General features: G+C 50.3%; 14 protein-coding genes. 1 reads left to right on the top strand and 13 read right to left on the bottom strand.

Going from position 1 to position 22209, the window contains the following annotated elements; translation table 11 throughout:
* Positions 1-44: 44 nt before the first annotated feature.
* The 11 genes from BCV73_RS03925 to BCV73_RS03875 all read right to left on the bottom strand — a co-directional run bounded on the left by BCV73_RS03925 (position 45) and on the right by BCV73_RS03875 (position 16829).
* On the bottom strand, positions 45-1367 hold the full coding sequence (locus BCV73_RS03925) for an ABC transporter substrate-binding protein (protein ID WP_179231873.1): 1323 nt from the start codon (positions 1365-1367) through the stop codon (positions 45-47).
* A 60-nt stretch (positions 1368-1427) separates the two neighbouring features.
* On the bottom strand, positions 1428-2153 hold the full coding sequence (locus BCV73_RS03920; RefSeq protein WP_089546101.1) for a glucosamine-6-phosphate deaminase: 726 nt from the start codon (positions 2151-2153) through the stop codon (positions 1428-1430).
* A 1-nt stretch (position 2154) separates the two neighbouring features.
* Positions 2155-3084, bottom strand: a complete 930-nt coding sequence (locus BCV73_RS03915; RefSeq protein WP_089546099.1) for an ROK family protein — start codon at positions 3082-3084, stop codon at positions 2155-2157.
* 175 nt (positions 3085-3259) lie between these two features.
* Positions 3260-4372, bottom strand: coding sequence for an ROK family transcriptional regulator (locus BCV73_RS03910; RefSeq protein WP_218828095.1), 1113 nt, complete (start codon positions 4370-4372; stop codon positions 3260-3262).
* A gap of 360 nt (positions 4373-4732) precedes the next feature.
* Positions 4733-6223: an alpha-L-fucosidase gene (locus BCV73_RS03905; protein ID WP_218828094.1), complete on the bottom strand. Its 1491-nt coding sequence runs from the start codon at positions 6221-6223 to the stop codon at positions 4733-4735.
* 40 nt (positions 6224-6263) lie between these two features.
* Positions 6264-7919: a type 2 periplasmic-binding domain-containing protein gene (locus BCV73_RS03900; protein WP_256992730.1), complete on the bottom strand. Its 1656-nt coding sequence runs from the start codon at positions 7917-7919 to the stop codon at positions 6264-6266.
* 103 nt (positions 7920-8022) lie between these two features.
* Positions 8023-8922 (bottom strand): carbohydrate ABC transporter permease, encoded by a 900-nt coding sequence (locus BCV73_RS03895; RefSeq protein WP_089546096.1) that lies wholly within the window; start codon positions 8920-8922, stop codon positions 8023-8025.
* Between the two features lie 16 nt (positions 8923-8938).
* On the bottom strand, positions 8939-9886 hold the full coding sequence (locus tag BCV73_RS03890) for an ABC transporter permease (protein ID WP_256993115.1): 948 nt from the start codon (positions 9884-9886) through the stop codon (positions 8939-8941).
* Between the two features lie 247 nt (positions 9887-10133).
* A complete protein-coding gene (locus BCV73_RS03885; protein WP_089546092.1) occupies positions 10134-11813 on the bottom strand; it encodes a type 2 periplasmic-binding domain-containing protein in 1680 nt (559 codons plus the stop codon).
* A gap of 51 nt (positions 11814-11864) precedes the next feature.
* Positions 11865-14060, bottom strand: coding sequence for a helix-turn-helix domain-containing protein (locus BCV73_RS03880; protein ID WP_089546090.1), 2196 nt, complete (start codon positions 14058-14060; stop codon positions 11865-11867).
* Between the two features lie 51 nt (positions 14061-14111).
* The gene (locus tag BCV73_RS03875) at positions 14112-16829 is read right to left on the bottom strand and encodes a glycosyl hydrolase family 95 catalytic domain-containing protein (protein ID WP_089546088.1); all 2718 of its coding nucleotides are present in this window, start codon (positions 16827-16829) and stop codon (positions 14112-14114) included.
* Positions 16830-16982: 153 nt separating this feature from the next.
* On the opposite strand from BCV73_RS03875, the gene BCV73_RS03870 reads away from it, so the two are divergent.
* Positions 16983-17882: an AraC family transcriptional regulator gene (locus tag BCV73_RS03870; protein ID WP_089546086.1), complete on the top strand. Its 900-nt coding sequence runs from the start codon at positions 16983-16985 to the stop codon at positions 17880-17882.
* Between the two features lie 522 nt (positions 17883-18404).
* Here the strand turns inward: BCV73_RS03870 and BCV73_RS35350 are convergent.
* Entirely contained in the window at positions 18405-18758 is a 354-nt protein-coding gene (locus BCV73_RS35350) for a hypothetical protein (protein ID WP_218828093.1), read from the bottom strand.
* A gap of 427 nt (positions 18759-19185) precedes the next feature.
* A complete protein-coding gene (locus tag BCV73_RS03865) occupies positions 19186-21798 on the bottom strand; it encodes an adenosylcobalamin-dependent ribonucleoside-diphosphate reductase (RefSeq protein WP_089546085.1) in 2613 nt (870 codons plus the stop codon).
* Positions 21799-22209 lie beyond the last annotated feature (411 nt).

The raw sequence follows: 22209 nt of genomic DNA, 5'->3' as shown, positions 1-22209 counted from the left end.
TAACCTGGACGAGTTAAAGGACATCTTGACATGTGTCCATGTGCCTACTGTCCCTGAGCTGCCTCGGTCAGCTTGTTGTACTCCTGCTTAATCTCATCCCATGCCTTCTCAGGTGTGGTTTTCTGGAAGTACATTAACTGCATTTGTTTGTTGATAATATCGAGCAGTCCCGGAACGGCATTGTCGAGGTAGTAGCCCAGCTGGGTACCTTCAATGGCCTGATCGAAGTCTCTCTTCAAGTCGGAAGCCTCAACCCCAGACATGTCCGCTTTAATCGTTGGTGTCATGCCGCCTTCATACCAAAGCTTGACGACATCCGGGTTCATGAACGTGTCGATGAAATCCAGTGCCGCTTGTTTTTTTTCACCGCTTAGATTGGCGTTCAGCGCCCATCCGCCATCTGTTGGATTTACAATCCGGTGTTCCTTGCTGTTCACATCTTGCTGAGGGAAGGCAAATGCTCCGAGCGGCATCTTTGTTTCATCAAAAGTTGGGATGACCCAGTTGCCGCTAAGCACCATCGCGGACTGCCCCTTCGCAAAATAGGTCGGCACCGCAGTGTCGTCGATCGACGCGTCTTCCTTCCGAAAATATCCGCTTTTGTCCCATTCGTTAATTTGGTTCAGCGCTGCCGTAAACGCTTGCTCGAACTTAGGCGTAATACCTTGCTGGAAGTAGAACTTATTGATATCGTCCACCGGCACCTGGTTATACAGCATGTGGAACACTGCCCATATTTTCGTTCTATTGGTCATACCGCCATTCTCCAATGGAATGTATCCGGCTTCCTTGACCTTGGCCAGAATCGCGTTAAATTCATCTACCGTCTTCGGCGGCGTCAAATTCAGCTTCGAAAAAATGTCTTTGTTGTAGTAAACAACGATGGGAGCATTCGCAAACGGAACGCTGTAGTATTTGCCTGGCGTTCTGGCGTTTTGGAAGTCTATCGCCCCGTCTACTTCTTTGTCGACCCAGCCTCGGCTCTTTATATCGTCAGTAATGTCCATCAAATAATTGTTTTTCTGCAGCATCTGCTGCATCGTATCGTCGACGTAGACGATATCCTGACCTGAACCGGAATTGAATGACAGCTTTAGGTTTTGCGTATATTCAGACCATGGACTAGGGTTGTACTCAATGGTGACGTCGGGATGTGTCTTGTTGAAGATCTTGATCGTTTCATTCATGATGTTGACCCGGGCTTCGTCGGTCATGGAGGAAGTGACGTTCAACGTGATTTTTCCTGAACCGGATGAGCTGCCGGAAGAAGACCCAGCCGAATCTCCCCCATTGGAACCGCAACCAAAAAGGCTGACAATCATGACGGTCAAACTGACGAACAAAAGACCCGCTTTCATTTTAGACATTGGAATGCCCCCTCTTCTCATCTCTAAAATAGTTTACTGCCTAGCCGTGGGGTTCGCTTTTCAGCGAACCCACGCTGCGGCTGCCTCGTCCATGTAGACGTAGACATTTGGATGGCGCTGCAGAACCGTGACCGGTATTTCGTTCGTCACCTCGTGCTTAAGAGCCTTTCTCATGATATCTGCTTTTTTGTCTCCGTCCGCGATTAGAATCACAGTTCCGGCCTGCATTAGATGTTTGATCCCGAGTGTAATTCCTTTTTGGACGTCCTTCTGATCCGGAAAGTATTTCACGGAAACCTGCTTCGTAGTAGAGTCGAGGTCCGTCACATACGAATACCCTTCAAAGTCGGCATAGGGTTCATTAAAGCCCAAATGACCATTCATTCCAACGCCGAGCAGCAATAAATCAATCGTTCCGTGTGCCCCGATGAAGTCGTCCATCGCCCTGCATTCCGCTTCCAGATCATTGCTGGTCCCGTTAAAGAAATGGATATTTTGCTCCTTAATTCCGCAAGGTTCAAATAAATGGCGGTCCATCGTCTCCCGGCAGCTTCCTTCATCCGAAGCTCCTAGGCCAACCCATTCGTCCAGACTGATAAATTGGCACTGATCAAGGCTTAACCTTCCCTGGTGCACCGCTTCTACCAAACAGGAGAACGTGCCGAGCGGAGTATTGCCGGCAGCAAAGCAAACCAGCGAGTCGGGTTTTTGCTTGATTTGATGAATAATCAATTCCGCGGCTTGTGACGACATTTCATGATAATTGCGTGCGATATGCGTTTTCATGCTAATCCCCCCTGTTTAAATCCATACCTGCTTTTTCAAATGCTAGCGCGACTGCTCCGATGGCCCCCGCTTCTTCCCCGATCGAAGTCAACTCGATCGAAGTGGGAATCGGCGTCAAGCTCGACACCGTTGAGCGAATAAGTTCGAGCACCGGTTCCAACGATTGTGAGACTCCACCGCAAAGAATGACCTTCTGGGGATTGAGCAGACTCACCATGTTGGCAATCCCGATCGACAAATCTGTCACGAACTGTTGGATGATTCCTTTCGACTTCTCGTCGCCGCGAGCGTATTGCTCGAATAGTTCATGAGGCAACGCACCGTATTGTGATAAGGCAACTCCTGAGATCTTCTTCTCAAATTGGCCGAAATCGCCGAAAGCGTTAACACGATCGCCGAGCATGTCCTGCTCGACAACCAAATAAGCGACTTCCCCTGCCATGTGGTTGCTGCCCTTTACCAGCGATCCGTTCGCCATGATCGCACTGCCCACGCCCGTTCCGATCGCTACGACGACAAAATCCTCCGAGTTTTTTGCTGAACCAAGCCACTTCTCGCCAAGTGCCGTACAATTGACATCGTTGTCAACAAAAATCGGCTTGTCGAAGTACTCCTGCATACGTTCCCGAAACGGTACATGATCCCACTGCAGCGCAGGCGCCTCGATCACGCTGCCTTCCTCGCTGTTGGTAATGCCCGGAACCCCGAAACCCATGGCGGCCACTTGATCCAGAGAGATGCCGGCGGCGCGCAGACTTTCCTTGATATGCTCAGAAATAACGTCAAATTCGCCGCTGGTGTTCACTTTTTTCCTGTGTACGATATCGCCGGCTTGATTGGCGATCAGAATCATGATCTTCGTACCGCCGATATCGACTCCGACACCGTATAACTGTTCAGCTTGTGACAGCTGTGCATTGTTCCTTTTCACTGTTTAATCACTCTATCGGCACCCCAGTTTCCGCTGATTTATGTTTGTTTGTACTGTGTACGTACTAACTAAAACGAATAATAAACCGATTTCATAGAGATGTCAATAAAAAAATGCGGTTGGTTCTACATTCGAACCAACCGCATGATGAATCAAGTTTGTGAGCAAACCGCTCCTAAATAACGTTCTGTTCCTGATCAAAGGCGTAAGCGATAACACCGAGAACCCCAGCTTCTACACCCATTTGTGAAGTCTCTACTGTCGTTCGAATCGGAGTCATCCGGTCAACGGTGGAACGGATTTCGGCTAACACGGGCTCCAGATACCCGGCCAATTCGCCTCCAAGAATCACTTTTTCGGGGTTAAGCAGGCTGACCATGTTGGCGATCCCGATGGATAGGTGTGTAACGAAATGGCTCACCGTTTGAACGGATTGGGGATCACCTTGTGCATAGGCACGGAAAAGAGCCTGGACCGAGCTCTCGTCATCAGCGAGCGACTTGCCCGAAACCTTTTTCTCAAAGACGCCGAATTGTCCAGCTACGTTCACCTGATTCCGTATGACGTCTTCTTCTTGGATCAGATATGCGATTTCTCCGGCCATGAAATCCTTGCCATGCACCAGGTTGCCATTCGCGACAATCGCACTGCCGACACCCGAGCCCATTCCGATCGAGATGTAGATAAAATTCTCCAGATCCTTGGCCCCGCCGCCCCAACGTTCACCAAGAGCCGCGCAGTTCACGTCGTTGTTTGCATAGATGGGCTTGGCCAAGTATTTTTTCATTTCGTCGACAAAGGCAACATCCTTCCAGCCAAGCTCTGGCGCATCCACAATGATTCCTTTTTTACTGTTGGTGAGACCCGGAATACAGAATCCAATGGCTATCACTTTATCCATCGATATAGACGCTTTATCTAAACTCGCTAGGATGCACTCGTAGATTGTCTTAAAGTCGTTGCCTAAGTCCGATCGATCTTTCCATACTATGTTCCCATCCAAATCCGTGATGCAGATAAACAGTCCGTCCGCCATCAGCTCGACGCCAATCCCGAAACCGGATTTCGGATTAAATTCGAGCTCGATCGCCCGTCTTCCGCCTTCCCTGGTTGATGACCCGAGACCGGTTTCCACCACGAATTTCTTTGCGATCAATTCGTCGACGATGGACGAAACTGTCGAACGGCTGAAATTGAGACGTTGTGCAACTTTGGCACGGCTGATGGGCTGTTGGGAGCGTATCGTTTCGAGTACGAGATCCCTATTAATTTTTTTTAAAAGCTCCAAGTTTCCTTTTCTCACAATCCCATTCTCCCTGCATTAGGTTTAAGCCTAATGTAATCCATAGGATTAAACCCGTCAAATGGACAGATCTGCAGGAGATTATTCTTTTGCTCCGGTTTCACACTGACAATTCAAACAAGGATGCAGGCAAATGCGTTGTTTCGCACTCCCTTCGAAGGGTAATTCCTCATAACTCATCATATTGATGTAACGAAACAAAAAAATAATGTTTCAGCGTCCCGATGCGATTTGAACTCAGGCGGTTTGCAAGAAAAAGACCCGACGGCATGGATCGTCAGGTCCTACTGATCAAAAGAAAAGAGCAAACGCAATTTTTGCTCTTTTCTCCGTTCAAGCATATGTTTAAATTTCAATAGCAAGGCAATTGACGTACTCCGTCGGCAGCCGCTCCGGCAGCGAAACGATGAGCGCGCCGAACGATTGCTGGAACGGCACTTCTCCGGCACCGAGCAATCGAACGTTCTTCACCTTCTCCTCCGAGCCGAACGTTCGGATTACGGCAAGACGGTCTTTCGGCATACCCATCTGGAACGCATAGACCGTGCTGCCTTTCTGCGTGAACCGGAAATCCGATGCGGTCCACTCCACCTTGTCTTCCTTAAAGTGATCAATAACGACGCGAGTACCACCTTCGCCCGACACGCGGAACGGCCGGGTTCCATATACACCCTCCCCGCAGGCTTCGATCCACCGCGCCATTTCCTTCAAGATGTACCTGCATTCATCGTCGATCGTGCCATCCGGCTTCTGCGGTATGTTCAACAGCAGATTGCCGTTCTTGGCAATGATATCTACAAACATCTCGATGACATGCCCCGGCTTTTTGTAGACCGACCTTACATTGTAGAACCAGTCGCCCACGCAGGTGTCCGTCTGCCACGGTTCTGGTTTGATATCCGGTTCTTGGCTGCGCTCGATATCCATCACGCCGATGCTGTAAATCTCTTTCTTGCGATCCTTCTGGTTATAAACTGCCCTGTTTACGCCGCCGTTAAGCGACGCGCTCGTGTTGTACAGGTGCGCGACTGCGTGCAGCCCCGTCTGATAATCAGGATGATCAGGATTACAATCCGATTTGTCCCACGTGTTGACAAACGGCAGCACGCCGTCCGAATACAGAAGGTCCGGTTGATACAGGTCGATAACTTCCTTTACGACATCGAACCAGCGCTGGTGCCACCATTGATTCGGCGTATACCACGGGTCCAGATCGTACATTTTCTTGCCTGGGTCGTGATGCTCGCGGTTAGGCAAGTACAGATCCTCATACTCGGGATCATTGCCGTCATAGGGAACGCCTTTATACAGTCCTTCCTTGTCCTGCCCTTTGTTCCAATGGAACCAACTAAACGTAGCGCCCAGATGTTCGGTCAGGCCGAACGGCAGTCCCCGTTTCACTGCAGCCTGCTTCCATAGCGCGACGATATCCTTTTTCGGCCCCATGTTCACGGAATTCCACCGATGGATCCTGGAGTCGTAATTGAAAAAGTTGTCGTGGTGCATCGCCTGCGCTACGAAGTATTTAGCTCCTGCCGCTGCGTACAAGTCCATCAGCTCTTCGGGATCGAACTTCTCGGCCTTCCACAGCTGTACGATGTCTTTGTAGCCAAATTGCGACGGATGTCCGTAGTGCCGGACATGATAGCGGTACTGTTCCGAGTTTTCGACGTAAAGGTTGCGTGCATACCAGTCTCCGTACATCGGGACCGATTGAGCACCCCAGTGCGACCAGATGCCAAGCTTGGCGTCCCGGAACCAGTCCGGGCATTCGAACGTCCGCAATGAATCAAAGGTTGGTTCATAGGGACCCTTAGCAATTTCTGTCTTCAGCAAACGTAAAACCTCCTAATTGGTTGTCTTGGCATGATCTCCATTACTTTGCCATTTTGTCGTACGCGTTCTGGTAAATTTCCAGATAGCGTTTCAGTTTTAAGCCATCGAAGCCCTTCACGTACGCGTTCCACTCATTGTCCGTAAGCTTCTTCGATCCGGTTATGAACTGCGCCATATTCGAGCGGATGTAGTCATTAATTTGCGGCTTCAATTGGTTAACCTCCTTGGCGTCCGCCGTTTCCATGAAGATACCGAGCGGGAAGGTCTCTTTCGGCTGCTTGTTCTCGTAGTTGTTCTGCGTCTCGAGGAACAGTCTGTACTCATACCCTTCCTGCGTCATCGGATCTTTCGGAGCAACCCAGGATTCGCGGATATCGCGCGTCCGGCGTGTGATGCCCATTTGATCCCACGTATCATTATTTGTAGTAGAAGAAGCCATATCGAAGTACTCAGGCTTAAGATTATACTTCGCCGGTCTGCCTCGGACATCAACGGTTCCTGGAGGCGCCTTCTCCCAGAACTTTCCTTCCAATCCGTATTCGTTCGTGATCGCATGATCCTCGGACCACATGTAATCCGCCATCTTGATCGCCGCAATCTGTTGTTCTTTCGACGCCTTGTTCGTAATGGCGAATTGCCCGTTACCATACGATTTGTAGTAAGCCGTATATGCGATGCCGTTCGGGCCCGTCAGAGGAGGAATGGATACATAATCTTTGTGGCGTGTTTGGTCGGTTGCAAGGCTGAAGTACAGACTAGGAATGCCGCCGGCGATGACGCCTAGCACGTTATCGCCATCTTGGTTGGCTACCTGCGAAAGCGCGTCACTGTTTTGCGTGAACGATTCCTTGTCGATGAGTCCCTCGCTGTACAGCTTGTTCACATATTCGAGGCCTTGTCTCCATTCCGGTTTATTAGCGGAAAGATCAACCTTACTGTCCTTCATGATAAAGAAGTCCTCGTCATTGTCATAAATAAACGCATTCATGAGGAAGTTTGAAGGAACGCCATGCCATGTTCCAATGGCGCCGGAATAGGGAATCTCATCGGCTTTGCCGTTGCCGTTCGGGTCACCCGTCTTAAACGCCTTGAGAACGTTATAGAAGTCGTCCGTCGTTTTTGGCATAGCCAATCCAAGCTTGTCTAACCATGCCTTGTTGATCCATGCTTTCTGGGAGTACCAACAATGGAAGCAATCATTCACATGCGGAAGCGCATAAATGTTGCCGTCCGGCGCCGTAACGGCCGTTTTGAGATCGGGATCATCCTCGAATGCTTTTTTGATCTCATTGCCGTATTGATCGATCAGATCGTTTAGCGGCAGCAGCACACCCTGCTGGCCGTAATCGATCTGTTCGGACTGCGTGAAATCTCCGGAAAGAAATACAGACGGATAATCGCCGCTTGCCATAATCAACTTCTTCTTATCCCCTGCGCTCGCACTCGGCGCAGCATCGAACTTGAATTTGATATTCAGCTTATTCTCGATATACTTGGTAACGGCATTTGATTTTATATCCTCAATGCGTGGAGATAATGACAGGAATACATCCAGCGTAACCGGACCTTTGCTATCCGGCGCCTGCTCGCCTTCGACGTTTCCCGTATTGTTGTTGCCACCGCTGCATGCACTCAGGATCAGGGCGATTATCAACGCGAGGCTGACGGCCATTCCGATTTTTCGTCTCTTTTCCAAGATGACTCCTCCTTTTTATTCCTTTGCTCGGTTTGCGTCATTCTGCTATCTTCCGTTTTTCTTGCCCGCTTTCGGCCTCACCTTCCTACTATGCGATTTCCCGCTACCCTTTGATAGAACCGATCATGATCCCTTGGACGAAAAACTTCTGGACGAACGGATAGATACAAAGAATAGGGACCGTCGCAACCACGATAAGAGAAAATTTCAAAAGATCGCGCAACCCCTGTCTCGCGGCCATCTGATTGGCATCCACGAGTGAAGATGCATCAATGCTATTGAGAATAAGGATGTTGCGTAGAATGATCTGAAGCGGATAAAGTTCGGGTGATTTTAAATAAATCAGCGCGTCGAAGTAAGCATTCCAGTTGCCTACCGCGTAGAACAATATCAGTACGGCCAGGATGGCCTTCGAGAGCGGTAGGACGACTCGCCACAGAAATCCGATATCCGAGCACCCGTCAAGCTCCGCCGCTTCGCCCAGTTCCTTCGGAATGGTAGACTGGAAAAACGTTCGCGCAACGATAACCTGGAAGACAGCTAGCGCTCCGGGCAAAACCATGGCCCACCTTGTATCCAGAATGCCAACCGCCTTGACGGTCAGGTAAGTCGGAATCAGTCCACCGCTGAACAGGATGGTGAAGACGAGAATCATCATGATCAAATTACGCCCCACGAACGTCGACTTAGACAGCGGATAGGCGATTGCCACAGTCATTACAATGTTTATCAAGACACCAAGCACGGTATAAATGAACGAATTGATATAGCCGGTTAGAATTGCCGGATTAGAGAAGATTACCTTATAACCCATCAGACTAAAGTCGACCGGCCACAGCCAGACCCGTCCGCTGACGACAGCCTGCGGCGAACTGAACGAGGAGCTGAGGATGAAAATGAGCGGATAAATGACCACGACAAGCACGCAAAAGAGAAAGATGTAGATGAGCCCAAGGAAAATTCTGTCCCGGACCGATTCGCGTATTGCGTTTACACGGTTCATGAATGTCGTTCCTCCTTTACCACAGACTATTTTCGGAAATGCGTTTGGCAATCGAATTGACGGTAATGAGTAGAATCAGGTTGATGACGGAGTTGAATAGGTCGACGGCAGACGAGAAGCTGAAGTTCGCTCCGAGCAGACCCATCTTATACACATAAGTGGATATGACTTCCGAAGTGCTGACGTTAAGCGGATTCTGCATCAGGTAAATCTTCTCGAAGCCGACGTTCATAATCTGGCCGACGCTTAGAATCAGCAGGATGATTGCCGCCGGAGCTATGCCCGGCAAATCGACATGTCGTATCTTCTGCAATCGTGAAGCGCCGTCTACCTTTGCCGCTTCGTACAGCTCCGGATTGATGCCGGCTAATGCGGCCAGGTAAATGACGGCCCCGTATCCGATTCCCTGCCAAACATTGGAGAGGACGTAGATGCTCTTAAAATAACCCGGCGTGCCCATGAAGTTGATGGAATCGAAACCGAGCCCGCGAACAATGTAATCCACGAAGCCGAGCCGCGGAGAGAGAAAAATAATGATCATGGAAACCATAACGACGGTCGAGATGAAAAAGGGTGCGAAGGTTACCGTCTGGACGGTCTTCTTGAACTTCATGCTCTTGATCTCATTAAGGGCCAGCGCCAAAATAATCGGAGCAGGAAAACCGACGGCCAATGAGTACAAGCTAATGCCGAGCGTGTTCTTGATCAGCAGCCAGAAGTTTGGCGATTGAAAGAACGATTGAAAGTGCTTGAGTCCTACAAATTCACTTCCCGTAAATCCCTTAATGACGCTGTAATCCCGAAACGCAATTTGCGCGCCGTACATGGGAATGTACTTAAAGATCACAATATAAGCCATTGGAGCAATAATGAGCAGGTACAGCTGCCAATGCCGCTTGATCCCTTTCCACCTCCTCCTGGCGGACGGCAATCCGCTTCTCTTGTACTTGCCGCGCGCATCCATAACTCGAGTTGTTTCCATTTACCCGACCACGCCCTTTCCTTGCGGTAGATTCAATCTGACTGGCCTAACGATAGCGAACTCCGGCCGAGACCGTCAACGGACAGAAATCTACTGCCGAGCAGATTTCTAAAAAGCGCTTACACGCCTGTAAATTTAAGGAACCGCTCATCTTTCGCATACCGGTCAATATTCTCCAAACAAAATAAAAGCCTTGAGTCAGAAGGATTTTCTGAACCAAGGCCTGTTGTTATTTTTGTTTATAGGCATCGTAAGCGTTCTGATGGATCTCCATATACCGGTCGAGTTTCAACTGCTTCAGTCCGGCCACATAATCGTCCCAATCGGCAACCGTATCCTTCACGCCCGTAATGAACTGAACCAGGTTTGTTTGAATATATTCATCGATAGGGACCTTCAATCGGGCGGCTTCCTCGGCGGCGGAGGTATCCATAAAGATATAGTCCGGATAGACCTCATCCGGTTCCTTGCCCGCATACTTCCGCAGCGTCTCCTCATAAAGCCGATGCTCATAGTCTACGAACGAACCTGGACTCTCCGTCACGGCCCACGACTCCCGCAGGTCCCGATCCCGATAGAGCAGGCCCATCTGAGCCCAGACGTCGTTCTGCGCGGACGAACTGGAAAATTCGGGATCGAGCCAATATTTTGCGGGCCTTCCGTGCTCGTCGTATTCCCCAGGCCGTCCTTTCCGCCACCACTTGTTCTTTGGCCCCCACTCGTTAAGGATAGTCGCCTCTTCCGTCATGAGGAAGTCGGCTAAGCGTAGAGCGGCAGCCGCTTCGGCAGCCGTTGCTTTATCGGTCACGGCAAAGGCCGCGCGGTCGAATGAGCTGAAGTACCCGGCAGTCTGATAGCCGGAAGGACCGATCAAAGGCGGGACAGCCTCATAATTGCGGCTCCGGATGCCAGTGTTGCTATCGAAAACCATCCGGGCAAATCCCGTAGTGACCGCGCCAAGCACGTTATCTTTGCGAGATGCCGTCTCCACTAGCCCGTCAAGGGATTGGGTGAACACTTCCGGGTCGATCAATCCCTCACGGAACAGCTTGTGGATATAGGCAAGCCCTTCCCGCCATTCCGGCTGGATGGCAGCCATTCCGACAGTGCCGTCATGCACATAAAAGTAATTGGTGTCTGTGTTATAAATAAAGGCGCTCATTAAAAATCCCGTGATTTCCGTATGCCAGCTGTTCATGGCTCCGCTGAGCGGAATCTCGTCCTGGAGCCCGTTTCCATTCGGATCCTTCAGCTTGAAGGCGCGAAGCACCTGGTATAGCTGCTCCGTCGTCTTTGGCATTTCCAGGTTCAGCTCATTCAGCCACGATGTATTGATCCATAGCTTCTGCGCATACCAGCAATGGAAGCATTCATTTACTGACGGAAGCGCGTAAATGTTTCCGTCGGGAGCCGTAATCGACTTCTTTAAATCCGGATTTTGGCGAAAAATTTCCTTCAGACGGTCGCCATATTGGTCTACTAAGCCGTTCAGCGGACGAAAGATGCCCCTCTGTCCATATCGCACCTGTTCATCGGGTGTAAGACTTCCGTCGAGAATGACCGCCGGGTAGTCCCCGCTTGCAAACAACATGTCTTCCGCATTGTCCAGTTCGCTCTCTTTGGCAATGACGAACTGGAGATCAATGCCGAGCTTTTGTTCCACATATTTCGTGAACCAGTTATTCTCCAATTCCTCTTTCGTAAGGTCGGAGCCCACCAATACCTCAAGCTTCACGCGCTTGTCGGCGATAGGAAATTCACCCGGCTTTCGGATGACCGTCTCCGCGCCGCGATTCAGGGATCCGCCGGCCGAAAGGCCCCTTTCACGAATGATCCATAACATACAGCTTATCAGCGCGATTGCAGCCGTAATCGCCACGGATAATACAATCGTTCGACTTCTGATCATCGTACACCACCCTCCGGGCAAGCTTGAGCCGATCTGGCGGCAAGCAAGTTCCTACTCCTTCATTCGACTGCGATAATCCTGCGGCGGCAGTCCCTCCATCTTTCGGAATACGCGGCGGAAAGTCGCGGAATTGGGGTATCCCACTTTTTCGCCCACCTCCTGGATTGGAATCTCGCTGTGGATCAGCAGCTCCTTTGCTTTACCGATTCTTACGGAAGCCAGGAAGTCCAGGAAATTTTCGCCGAATGTTTCTTTGTATAATCTGCTTAGGTATTTGGAATTGACAGAAAATCTATCGCTCAGGAAATCGAGCGACAGATTCGGGTTTGCGTACTCGTTCTCTATGCACTCCTTGATGTCCTGTAATAAGTTATAATAGGCTCGCGGCGAGCGCAATTCCTGCAGCTGTCTGCTGCATTCGTCCAGCACCGCGAACAGCGTCTGGCTCAGTTCGTTCAGCGTATCGAACGTCCCCATCTTAACGCGAACGTCTTCGAGCGCCTGCCTGACAATCTGGTTTTCCTCCTTGGACCCGTTCGAGTGATGAAGCCCCAGGTAGGCGAACAAATAATCTAATAGTTTGACGATCTCGGCTTTCCTGGGTTTATCCGCGCGAATATTGTTGAAGAGCTTCCAATATAGAGTCTTCCACTGCTCCTCCCCAAGGCGAAAGGCGGACGAGATCTCGTGAATCACACGAAGATGCTCATGCTCATTCTTACGCTGCTGGTGCTCGGCGTCCGAGTACCGGATGATCCGGTTCGTACCAAGCACGGCCTTGAAATGCAGGATCGAGCAAGCCTCTTCATAGGAAGACCGAATATCTTCAAGACGGGATACCACACGACCGACGCCAATGGTGACGGTGAACTTAAGATTTTTGGCAATCCAGTCGACAATCGATCCATAGACGGAAGTGAGATCCTTCTGATCATGCTGGAAAATAACAGCGGACAATTGAGTAGGAGATGTCCATTCCTGCCAGACGGATGTACCCGGTTGCTGTATCATTTCGTTGACAACGCTGCTGACGACGAATTTGAATAGCGAGCGGTCCCGGCCGCTGTATGTAAAGAATGCCTGCTCCGCATTGTCAACCTCGATCACAATCGCCTTCACCGTATGGAATGCCGGCAATTGCAAGTCTTCGAAAGACGTCTCCGACAATTCTCCATTCTCGTAATGGCCGCGAATCAGAATGCTGAATACATGTTTGCGTTTCAGGATGGCCGTCTCGCTGAATTCCTTCTCGACAAGCTTCGACTGTGCTGCGAAATTATTGATAGCGGATTCAATAAAAGCAAACTCATCGAGTGATACGCTCCCTGTTGAGCCGTTTCCGTCGAACAGTGAATGATTCAGCTTCACCACCAGCTCTTCAAGAGGCTTATAGTTCGCTCGCGTAATGTAAATGGTGAGTATAAGCCCGCCGACAAACACGAGTACACCGACTGCAAACCAAACGCTGGAGAATGCCGATGTTGACCGGGCCAGCAGTCCGCTGTTCATCCCGCTTTCTACAGTCCAGCCGGTGTAATCGGACGTTAGGCTGGCCATTACTTTGCGGCCCGGTTCCAAATTACCGATATAAATCGGTTGCCGGTTCCGGCCAAAAATATTCACGTAAGTGTTGGCTTCGTCGTAAAGAGAGGAGACGGTTGCCCGAATGGAAGAAGTATCGATATTCACCACAATAATCCCTTTCGATCCGGAGCTGACCGGAACCTCATGAACGAGGCTGACGACGCGCTTCGTGTTCTGGAAAGAGAGTTCACGATACTCCCGTACATCGGTCCAAAGAGGCCCGTTACGGAAACCGGAAACGGACCGAGCAAACGCCCGGTCTTCAAATATATCGATATTTTTCCGCATATTTCCCGAAAGAATGGTTCCGTCGCTGTATCGGTACAAATAGAAGGAATCGATCAACGGCACTTCCCGCTTCAATTCGTTGAGACGCTCCAGAACCTCATAGTTTAAATAAACGCTGCCGGTTCCGCTGTCTTCGAAATAACTGGCCAGCATCTTGCTGTTCAGAAGCTCGCGGATCACCATATGATCCACCGTTTTCAAGGAAACATTGACCGACTGCAGCAGTTGGGCGGTGAATACCTCGCTGGAATCTTTCGCATTCTTTCGATTCTGGTCCACGATTACCCGAAGAAAAACGAAAAGCAAAAAAGAAAAAACGATCAGAAAGAGCGGGATGTATGACCAGATCATCTTTCGAAGCCAAATCTTACTCATTAGCCTCCTCCTCCGCAACTCCCCAGATAAAAGTCGAGCTAACCAATCCCGTTAATCGGATAATGTAAATTCGACGGTAACGTCTATACCGGAATTCAGCAATAAGTGAAGATGTTTGCCAGATCCCCCTTCAAGAGCCGCTACTTCTCTTCCGTTGACCGTTGCTTTTGTCCAAGGAAGGCCCATTTTCAATATGATATCGTTGGCATTAGCAATGGAATTCAAGGTAACGCTCGCCGTTTTGGATAAGAGATCCCATGATAAACAACGGCCCTCCACCCGGGTTCTTGCCATTAACCCAAGAATGGACCCCGATTGCCATTCGGAAGGCAGTGCCGGAAGAAGTTCAATTTCACCGGTGTTGGAGAATAGCAGCGCTTCATTTACGGCTCCCACAGTACCGAATAAAGTATCTGTGCAATAAGTATCGCATCTTCTGTTTGTATCATGGTCCGTCATCAGCGATGCGTAATAACCGGAATCCGTCATCATCGGAAGAAGGGCAGCGGCTACTTCGTTGCCTTCCTTTAATCTCGCAGAGACCAGCGCCTTGTGCATCCAGCCGTGCCCCGCCGTGGCGTCCGACGTATTGTATTTGTTTCGGTTCTTCACCGCGGTAATGGCGGCTTTCGTGAGCTCCGCATCGTTCTGCGTCTCGTATGCTGGCCATGCCGGGTAGAGATGGCTCAAATGACGGTGGTTGTTGTTCTCCGTATATTCATTCATCGCCCATTCGCGCAAAGCGCCGTCCTTGTCCACCTTGTAGTCCGGCAGCAGCTCCAGCAATGACTCCCACCTAGCGACCGCTGCTCTGTATCCGTCACGCATGACCGCTCGTTCCACGGCTATGACCATATGCAGTCCGTCCCGCGCAGCCGAAATATCCATGGTGGCATTGGCCGTAAGTGTGCTGTTGTAACCGATCGGGTTATTCTCCGGCGAATAGGCAGGGATGAGCAGATATTTCTCGCCTGGATTAAGCACCGACTTGCCTTGCTCATAGCACGCGCTGCCGTTTACATCCGTATAGTACTCCGGCGTACATAGCTGCTCCCAGAAATTAGCCTGCTTGGTCAGCAGCGGAAGCAAAATATCTTTTTCCAAATCCAGATATCCCGTTTCGAGCAGCTTTTCGAATTCTTCATCCGTCAGCCCTCCATCCTTTACGCTGAGAATCGGCTTCAATTCATGGATTCTCATGTGATTGTTGATCGGAATCTGTTGGTTGCCGTAGCACTGCCAATATTCGAAGATGGGAAGCAGACACCAGCTTGCCCCCGCATTCCAATATTGAAACGGGTATTCATTGTCGTATTCCACGTGCATTCCACGGTCGATGTCCGAGTTGACCGACACCTGAAGCGCATCATGCATCCCGTAGGCCATTCGAGCATTGTATTCAAAATCGGGCGTATTTCTCAAGAAGAAGGTGATATATCCAAGCTGGGCATGCGTCATGTGGCCTGTATTCATGGGAGAAACCTGTAAATTCACGTTGGCGTCGAGGGTATAGATGGCGCGCCAGCCCGGATTCCACTCTCCGGTCCACATGCCATACAACCGCGGCGCGCTTGAGCCGCTGCAGCAAATCAAGGCGTATCGTCCCTGGTTGTATACCTGTTCCATAAAAGCATGATGGATCCTCGATTTGGATGCCTTCTGCGCGTTGATCAGCGTTACATTGTCTGCGATTTTGTCGTCCTCGTCGCCTGCAAGAGAAAAACGCACGGCGTTGAATTCCGCGGCATGCTTTAGTGCATGAGGCGCAAGGGCGGCGTTGTAATCGAATTTACCGGAAACGTCCTTATATTTTTCAGCGACAGCACTCGTATTCTGAAACAGACGGTTAACGACCTCGTATTGCGTCATACCTGCAAAATCATCGATTTTGCCCATATCAAATGTTCGGTTCGATTGCGTAATTAAATATACGGCGTCGGCATCGATTACTTGAATCGCCGGATTCTGTTCCTCTCCGACATTCATCGGTTCATTCGTGTCCGCGAGCAGCACTCTCTTCTGGGTTCCGTTAACGACCATAACCCGGGTCAGGCCTGCGTATCCTCCATCGATCAACTCGCTGCCCGGGTAGGACGGGTAATGGGCAACCTGCGCGATATAGGTCGCATTCGGGTCAATCAGCTTCTTGTATTGGAGCGCCGTCAGCTTGGACGCCCCGTCCCGCGCTTTGTACATGCCCGAAATGTCATCGATGGAAATGATCATGTTGATCTTGGCGCCGGCGGACGATTGCGCGATCTTCGTAATCGATACATTGTCTTCCCTGGACGTAAACGAGGTTCGGATCCACTCGCCGCACTCATCGGAATAACGGACGCCGGTTTCCGCCGTCTCATAGTTCGTCCATCGTTCATAGCCGGACACAGTTCCCTTGTTCTTGGCGTTTAATCTGAGCTGGTGTCCCGGATGATAGCTGTACAAAAAGGTTCTTTTCCTGGTTGACCCGTCCGGAAAAGTAATCTTCCATTGATCGTTAAGATGAAAAACATTCCCCCTGGCCTCGGCAAGCTGTCCCGTCAGTTCTTCCGGAATCACTCTCGGATCGCCGGACGGATAGTTGAACCACATATATTGAAAAATAAAGGTGTCCGCATACGGCGATCCCGACGTGACGTACCCGTTCTCGCCGTTTCCGCTAACCATTCCGTCCCGCCACGCCCGACCGGGATTGAACGCTGGAATCTCGGTATAAGTGCCGGCATAATTGCCTTTTTCGTACAAGCGTACAGAATTCGAATCTTTCGTCATGCTATGATTCTCCTTCACCTCGTTTGACTATTATTATAACGATCACCTCGTATAAAGCGGCATTCACTAGAACGACAGATCCTTGTTGTAAATGTCGCAAATTCACAGATCTGTTATAATGGGAACATAATCGGTCCGAGGAGCGAATGGAGCATGAATTTACCGCCGATCCACTTGGAAAATACGAATCTGAAAATCACAGTCGGCGGGCTTGCACTGAATGTGCTCTATATCAAGTTGGGCATTTTTTATCGTTCTTTTCCGGAACACAGTCATAGCAAACGAAGCTATGAAATGCATTTTATTCCTCTCGGGCAAGGAACGTTGATCGCGAACGGCCACAGTTATCCAATCATCCCCGGCACCTTGTTTATGACAGGCCCTGATGTCGTCCATGAGCAGATTACGAATCCATCGGATCCTATGTCGGAATATTGTATTTGCTTCGAGCTGCTGGATCACGAGCCTACTCGGGATCGGGAACTTGATATCTTGACCGAAGTATTCGCGCAAACTCCATTCTGGTTCGGCCAAGATTCGCAAAACTTGATGGCGCTGTTCGAACAGCTTTCATTCGAAACGACTTCCAAATCCATCGGATATCACCGGTATGTAGGCACCATTCTCGAACAGATTGTTATCAAGCTCATTCGGAATTATATGGGGGACCAGACGGCCGTATCCGTCTCGCCGACACCGCTGCAAACGCGGGACGACAATCGACTGGCCACCATCGAACACAGCTTTCTGGCTCAATATCGCTTCATTACCGTACAAGCGCTTGCGAGCACATTGGGCTTAAGCGTTAGACAAACGGAAAGAACGATCAAACGATTTTACGGCATGACGTTTACTCAAAAGCGTAATATGGCCAGGTTAAGCGCAGCCGCCCATTTTCTTACCACGACGACCATGACAATCAGCCATATCGCAGAAACGGTCGGATACTCGTCTCTAGAGCAATTTTGCTCGGCTTTCAAAATAAACTATGGAATGTCGGCAAGCCGGTATCGATTATCGCGCTCTGCTCAAATTTTCAAAACCGCTGACTAAAACGAACATTTTATCTATTGTTACGATACTTTCTGGCAAATATTAAAAGACTCTATTCCTAACAATTACTTGCCGAACTTATTAAACTTGAGTAACCCATTGGATTTTCTTTTAAATTATGGTGGCAATAGATAATTCAAAAAAACCAGAACTGTCTGGTCTTTTTGAGTGATTATAAATATTTATGAATACTTATTATTTGTTCTTCTTCAGAAGGTTTAAAAAAACAATTGATTAAATCGAGGCATATCAAGAGGTATTTTCACAAAAGTTACAACGGGTTCTTCTTTTAATTTGAAAATAGTAGTTAAATTCTTTCTAAGATCTGCAAAAGGTTGATTTCTTCCTTAAAATTCGAAAAAGCTCTTAAATATTTCATAATGTTAGCAAACGGATGCATCTTGCAGATGGACCAACATAATCGATCATAAAGTATGAAAATGGTGTCGGATATTAATTACCCGGCTCCTTTTCATTTGTGAAAAAGTGTTAGCATAGCCTTGCTATTCCCGGCGCGGTGACTTATAAACTTAAATATTGTCCTGCTGAGAAGCCATTTATTCGCCGTGTATGGGCTTTCCATCCCTCATCATGTAAATACTTCAAAAGTAAAAACCGCTCCAAGAGCGGTTTAAAAGTCAAATAACTTAATAAAGGAATAGTCCATATCTCAGCTATTAGCAGCATACTGAATGATGCCTTTATTACAGCATAAGAGGCAAGCAATGAAGGCAAAAGCAATAAAAAGATAACAACCCAATATTGAATGTCTCCGGGATCTGTACGAAACCAAAAAGTCAAAAATACGGACAGAACAATTCCTAAAATTGATCCAATAATGCCCCAGACCCTTTCTATCGCTCCGATGAGATTCACCCTTCAACTATTGTGTGGTAATGAAATGGTAGACACCGACCAAAATTAATAGACATATTACAACAACGAATCCTATCAGAAAATTCTTTAGCATTGTCCCCTCACCTCGGATACCATAATAATACATTTTAGGTAGCAGGGACCACAAATAAGTAAATTTAAAAAAGGCAGGTGAGTTCCATTTGGCGATTAGTCTTGTTCATCTAAAATAAAAACGAAGCGTTAAATACCGCTTCGTTTTTTGTAAACTTTTTCAATTAATGAGAAAAAACGCAAGAATATTTTCTCAATCTTTATCGAAATAGCCGATCTTGGAACCCACTAGGATTTCACTAAAAACCCAGTCGTGGCGCACGTTTAACTGGCCTAAATACAGCTCACTTCTAACCAGCTCTCTCTCTATCATCCTACCATCAACACATCCACCTTAAGAGCACTTGCTGTACCCGCAGTTGCCGCAAGTCTTGCAGCCCTCAATGTTGATCAGCGCCGCAGCCCCGCAGGACGGGCACAAATCCACCGACGCCTTCGGCGCATCATGGCTGTGCGAGTGAGTGCCGCCATGGTCGACCGTCTCCGGTGCCAGCGTAGCTGCCACGGGCGCAGGCTCCGGATGTTCATCGTCGATGCCGCTCTGCACGTGGGCTTCCAGCGCCTTGGCGACCGCGTCGGCGATCGATTCCACGCGGTTGACGCCAAAGCCGATCGCGCCGGACCCGCCGATGCCCTTCAGGTGCTTGATCAGCAGCTCCACCTTGTGGCCATGGTCGCCGTAGCGGAGGAACAGGGAGCAGACGCGGCCCAGGGCTTCCGCCATGGCGAACACGTCGGAGCCTGCCTTGCCTACGTTCAGGAAGATTTCGCTCGGAATGCCGTCGAGGTCGTTGATCGTAATGTACGCCATGCCAAACGGCGTATTGATCTTATAGGTTGCGCCGCGCAGCACCTGCGGCCGGCGCTTGTACTGCTTATCCACTACGGAGCTCTGGCTGCTTGCCACGGCAGCGGCTACCTGGGCACCCGCCTGCTCTGCGGCAGCCGGCACGGCAGCCTCGGAGGCCGCTGCTTCCGCAGTCGGAGCGGCCTTCGCTTCGCTCTTGTCTTCCTTCTTCTCCGTTTGCAGCACCTGCACGTCGCGGCTGCCGTCACGGTAGATCGTCACGCCCTTGCAGCCAAGGTCGAACGCCAGCTCATACAGCCGCTTCGTTTCTTCGACCGTGAAGTCGGCCGGGCAGTTCGCAGTCTTCGAGATGGAACTGTCCACCCAGCGCTGAATGGCCGCCTGAGCGCGGATATGGTCTTCCGCCGTCAGATCCATCGCCGTCACGAAGTAATCCGGCAGTTCTTCGCCCGGATGGGCGTCCAGCCAGTCCTGCGCGATCGGCACAAATTGCTCGTCGAAGCCGAGGCGGCTCTGACGGAAGTATTTAAACGCGAAGTATGGCTCGATACCGGTCGACGTGCCGACCATCGTTCCCGTGCTGCCGGTCGGCGCCTGGGTGATGACGGTCACGTTGCGCATGCCCTTCTCACGGATGGCCGTGCCGACTTCCGGGAACGCCTCGGTCATATTTTTCATAAATCCGCTCTGCAAATACGGATCCGCGTCAAACGCCAGGAACGAGCCTTTCTCTTCCGCAATGTCAGCCGATGCCAGGTATGCTTCGCGGGCGATAAAACCGTACAGCTTGTCGAGGAACTCGAGTGATTCCGGACTGCCGTACCGGATGTTCAGCTTGATCATCAGCTCCGCCAGACCCATCGAACCGAGGCCGATCCGGCGCTCCTTCTTCTGGTTTTTCTCGTTTTCTTCAAAATGGTACGGCGTCGTGTCGATAACGTTATCCAGGAAACGCACGGAGTAGCGCGTCACCGTCGCCAGTTCGTCCCAAGCCACGTCATGCTTCTCTTCATCATAGAACTTGGAAAGATTCATCGCAGACAGGTTGCAGACGCCCCATGCCGGAAGCCCCTGCTCTCCGCACGGGTTCGTGCAGATGATCGGGTTGAAGTACCAGCTGTTGGACATCTGGTTGTAATATTCCATAAAGACGACGCCCGGCTCGGCCGATTTCCACGCCGATTCGATAATCGTATGCCAGATTTCGCTCGCCTTCACCGTCCGGTACGGAATGACGGCATGGCCGCCCTGCTTCCATTTCTCAAGGTCGCCGTCCCACAGCTCGTCGTAATCCGGATCCGTCGTATCCGGGAATACCAGCTCCCAGTCCAGGTCCTCCTTGACCGCCTTCATGAAATCATTGCTGACACAGACGGAAAGGTTGGCGTTTGTCACTTGTCCCATCGTCTGCTTGACCGTAATAAAATCGAGCACGTCCGGGTGCCAGTCGTTGATCATGAGCATCAGCGCGCCGCGCCGGCTGCCGCCCTGCTCAATCAGGCCGGTCGTGTAGCTGAACAATCCGCCCCAGGATACCGCACCGCTCGAGGATCCGTTCACGCCCTTGACCACGGATCTGCGCGGACGGAGCGAGGACAGATTGATGCCGACACCGCCGCCCCGCGCCATAATTTCGGTCATCTCGGACAGCGTCGCCATGATACCGCCGCGGCTGTCCTTCGGCGAAGGAATGACGTAACAGTTAAACAGCGTCAGCTCGTCACTGGCACCCGCTCCGGCGGCGATCCGCCCGCCCGGAACGAGTTTCCAGTCTTCCAGAATGTAGCGGAACTTCTCTTTCCACTCGGCCTGCAGCTCCGGCGTCGGCTCCGCCGATGCCATGGCCCCGGCCAGCCGGTCCCACATTTCCTCCGGCGTCTTCTCGATATTCAGCGTCAGCTTCTCGACGTCCGTCTCCACCAGCTCGCCGCGGCGTGTTTTTACCGTCGCCCGTTTCCCCTCACGCGATACGATCTCGCCGACTTCCTTTGTCGGAAACTTCGGATCGTCCTTGGTCAGTACAAGTACAACGTCCCCTACTTTGGCGTGATTCGGGTCCGGGTCCTTCCAAGCATACCGGTCCAAAAAGATTTTTTCGCTTAACCCCTCAAGCTTCTGTTTGCTCTGAACTTGATTCACTGTTACATTCTCCTCCCATGACTGTTATGCCGAACGTATCGGCTCTTAGTTCCGATCAGCGGATGATGTCGGTCTGCCGACTGCGCTAAAAGTGCCGGTTCACTTCCGGGAAAGGCCTGTATGTAGCCGGGTTCCTTCCATTCAATAAACGAAATATCCCCATTTAAAACGCAAATCCGCTCGTCATGTACCATATATTGTGTGCATTGATGATTATACTATACCACATATTGTTACTCCACGCCTTAATCCTGAAATTTAGACCATGAAAGCTCTTCACTCTGGGACAACCTTTGCTTTTCTCCGCCAATCTCACTTTTTTGCTTCGGTTCCTTTGAAAAAAATTGTGAAAATCAGCGGATGCCTCCATCCATACGGAGGTTATGAACTCTCCGGTTTACGTGCATACTA

This window comes from Paenibacillus sp. SSG-1 (genome assembly GCF_002224835.1).
Taxonomy (GTDB): Bacteria; Bacillota; Bacilli; order Paenibacillales; family Paenibacillaceae; genus Paenibacillus_AQ; species Paenibacillus_AQ favisporus.
Note: the sequence above shows the minus strand (reverse complement) of the source record. Positions and strands in the feature narration are given on the sequence as shown.

What these genes read in the sequence shown, in the direction of transcription:
- BCV73_RS03885 (WP_089546092.1), bottom strand. Translation starts at nt 11,813, where the DNA reads ATGATCAGAAGTCGAACGATTGTATTATCCGTGGCGATTACGGCTGCA.
- BCV73_RS03890 (WP_256993115.1), bottom strand. Translation starts at nt 9,886, where the DNA reads ATGGATGCGCGCGGCAAGTACAAGAGAAGCGGATTGCCGTCCGCCAGG.
- BCV73_RS03920 (WP_089546101.1), bottom strand. Translation starts at nt 2,153, where the DNA reads ATGAAAACGCATATCGCACGCAATTATCATGAAATGTCGTCACAAGCC.
- BCV73_RS03875 (WP_089546088.1), bottom strand. Translation starts at nt 16,829, where the DNA reads ATGACGAAAGATTCGAATTCTGTACGCTTGTACGAAAAAGGCAATTAT.
- BCV73_RS03880 (WP_089546090.1), bottom strand. Translation starts at nt 14,060, where the DNA reads ATGAGTAAGATTTGGCTTCGAAAGATGATCTGGTCATACATCCCGCTC.
- BCV73_RS03870 (WP_089546086.1), top strand. Translation starts at nt 16,983, where the DNA reads ATGAATTTACCGCCGATCCACTTGGAAAATACGAATCTGAAAATCACA.
- BCV73_RS03895 (WP_089546096.1), bottom strand. Translation starts at nt 8,922, where the DNA reads ATGAACCGTGTAAACGCAATACGCGAATCGGTCCGGGACAGAATTTTC.
- BCV73_RS03925 (WP_179231873.1), bottom strand. Translation starts at nt 1,367, where the DNA reads ATGTCTAAAATGAAAGCGGGTCTTTTGTTCGTCAGTTTGACCGTCATG.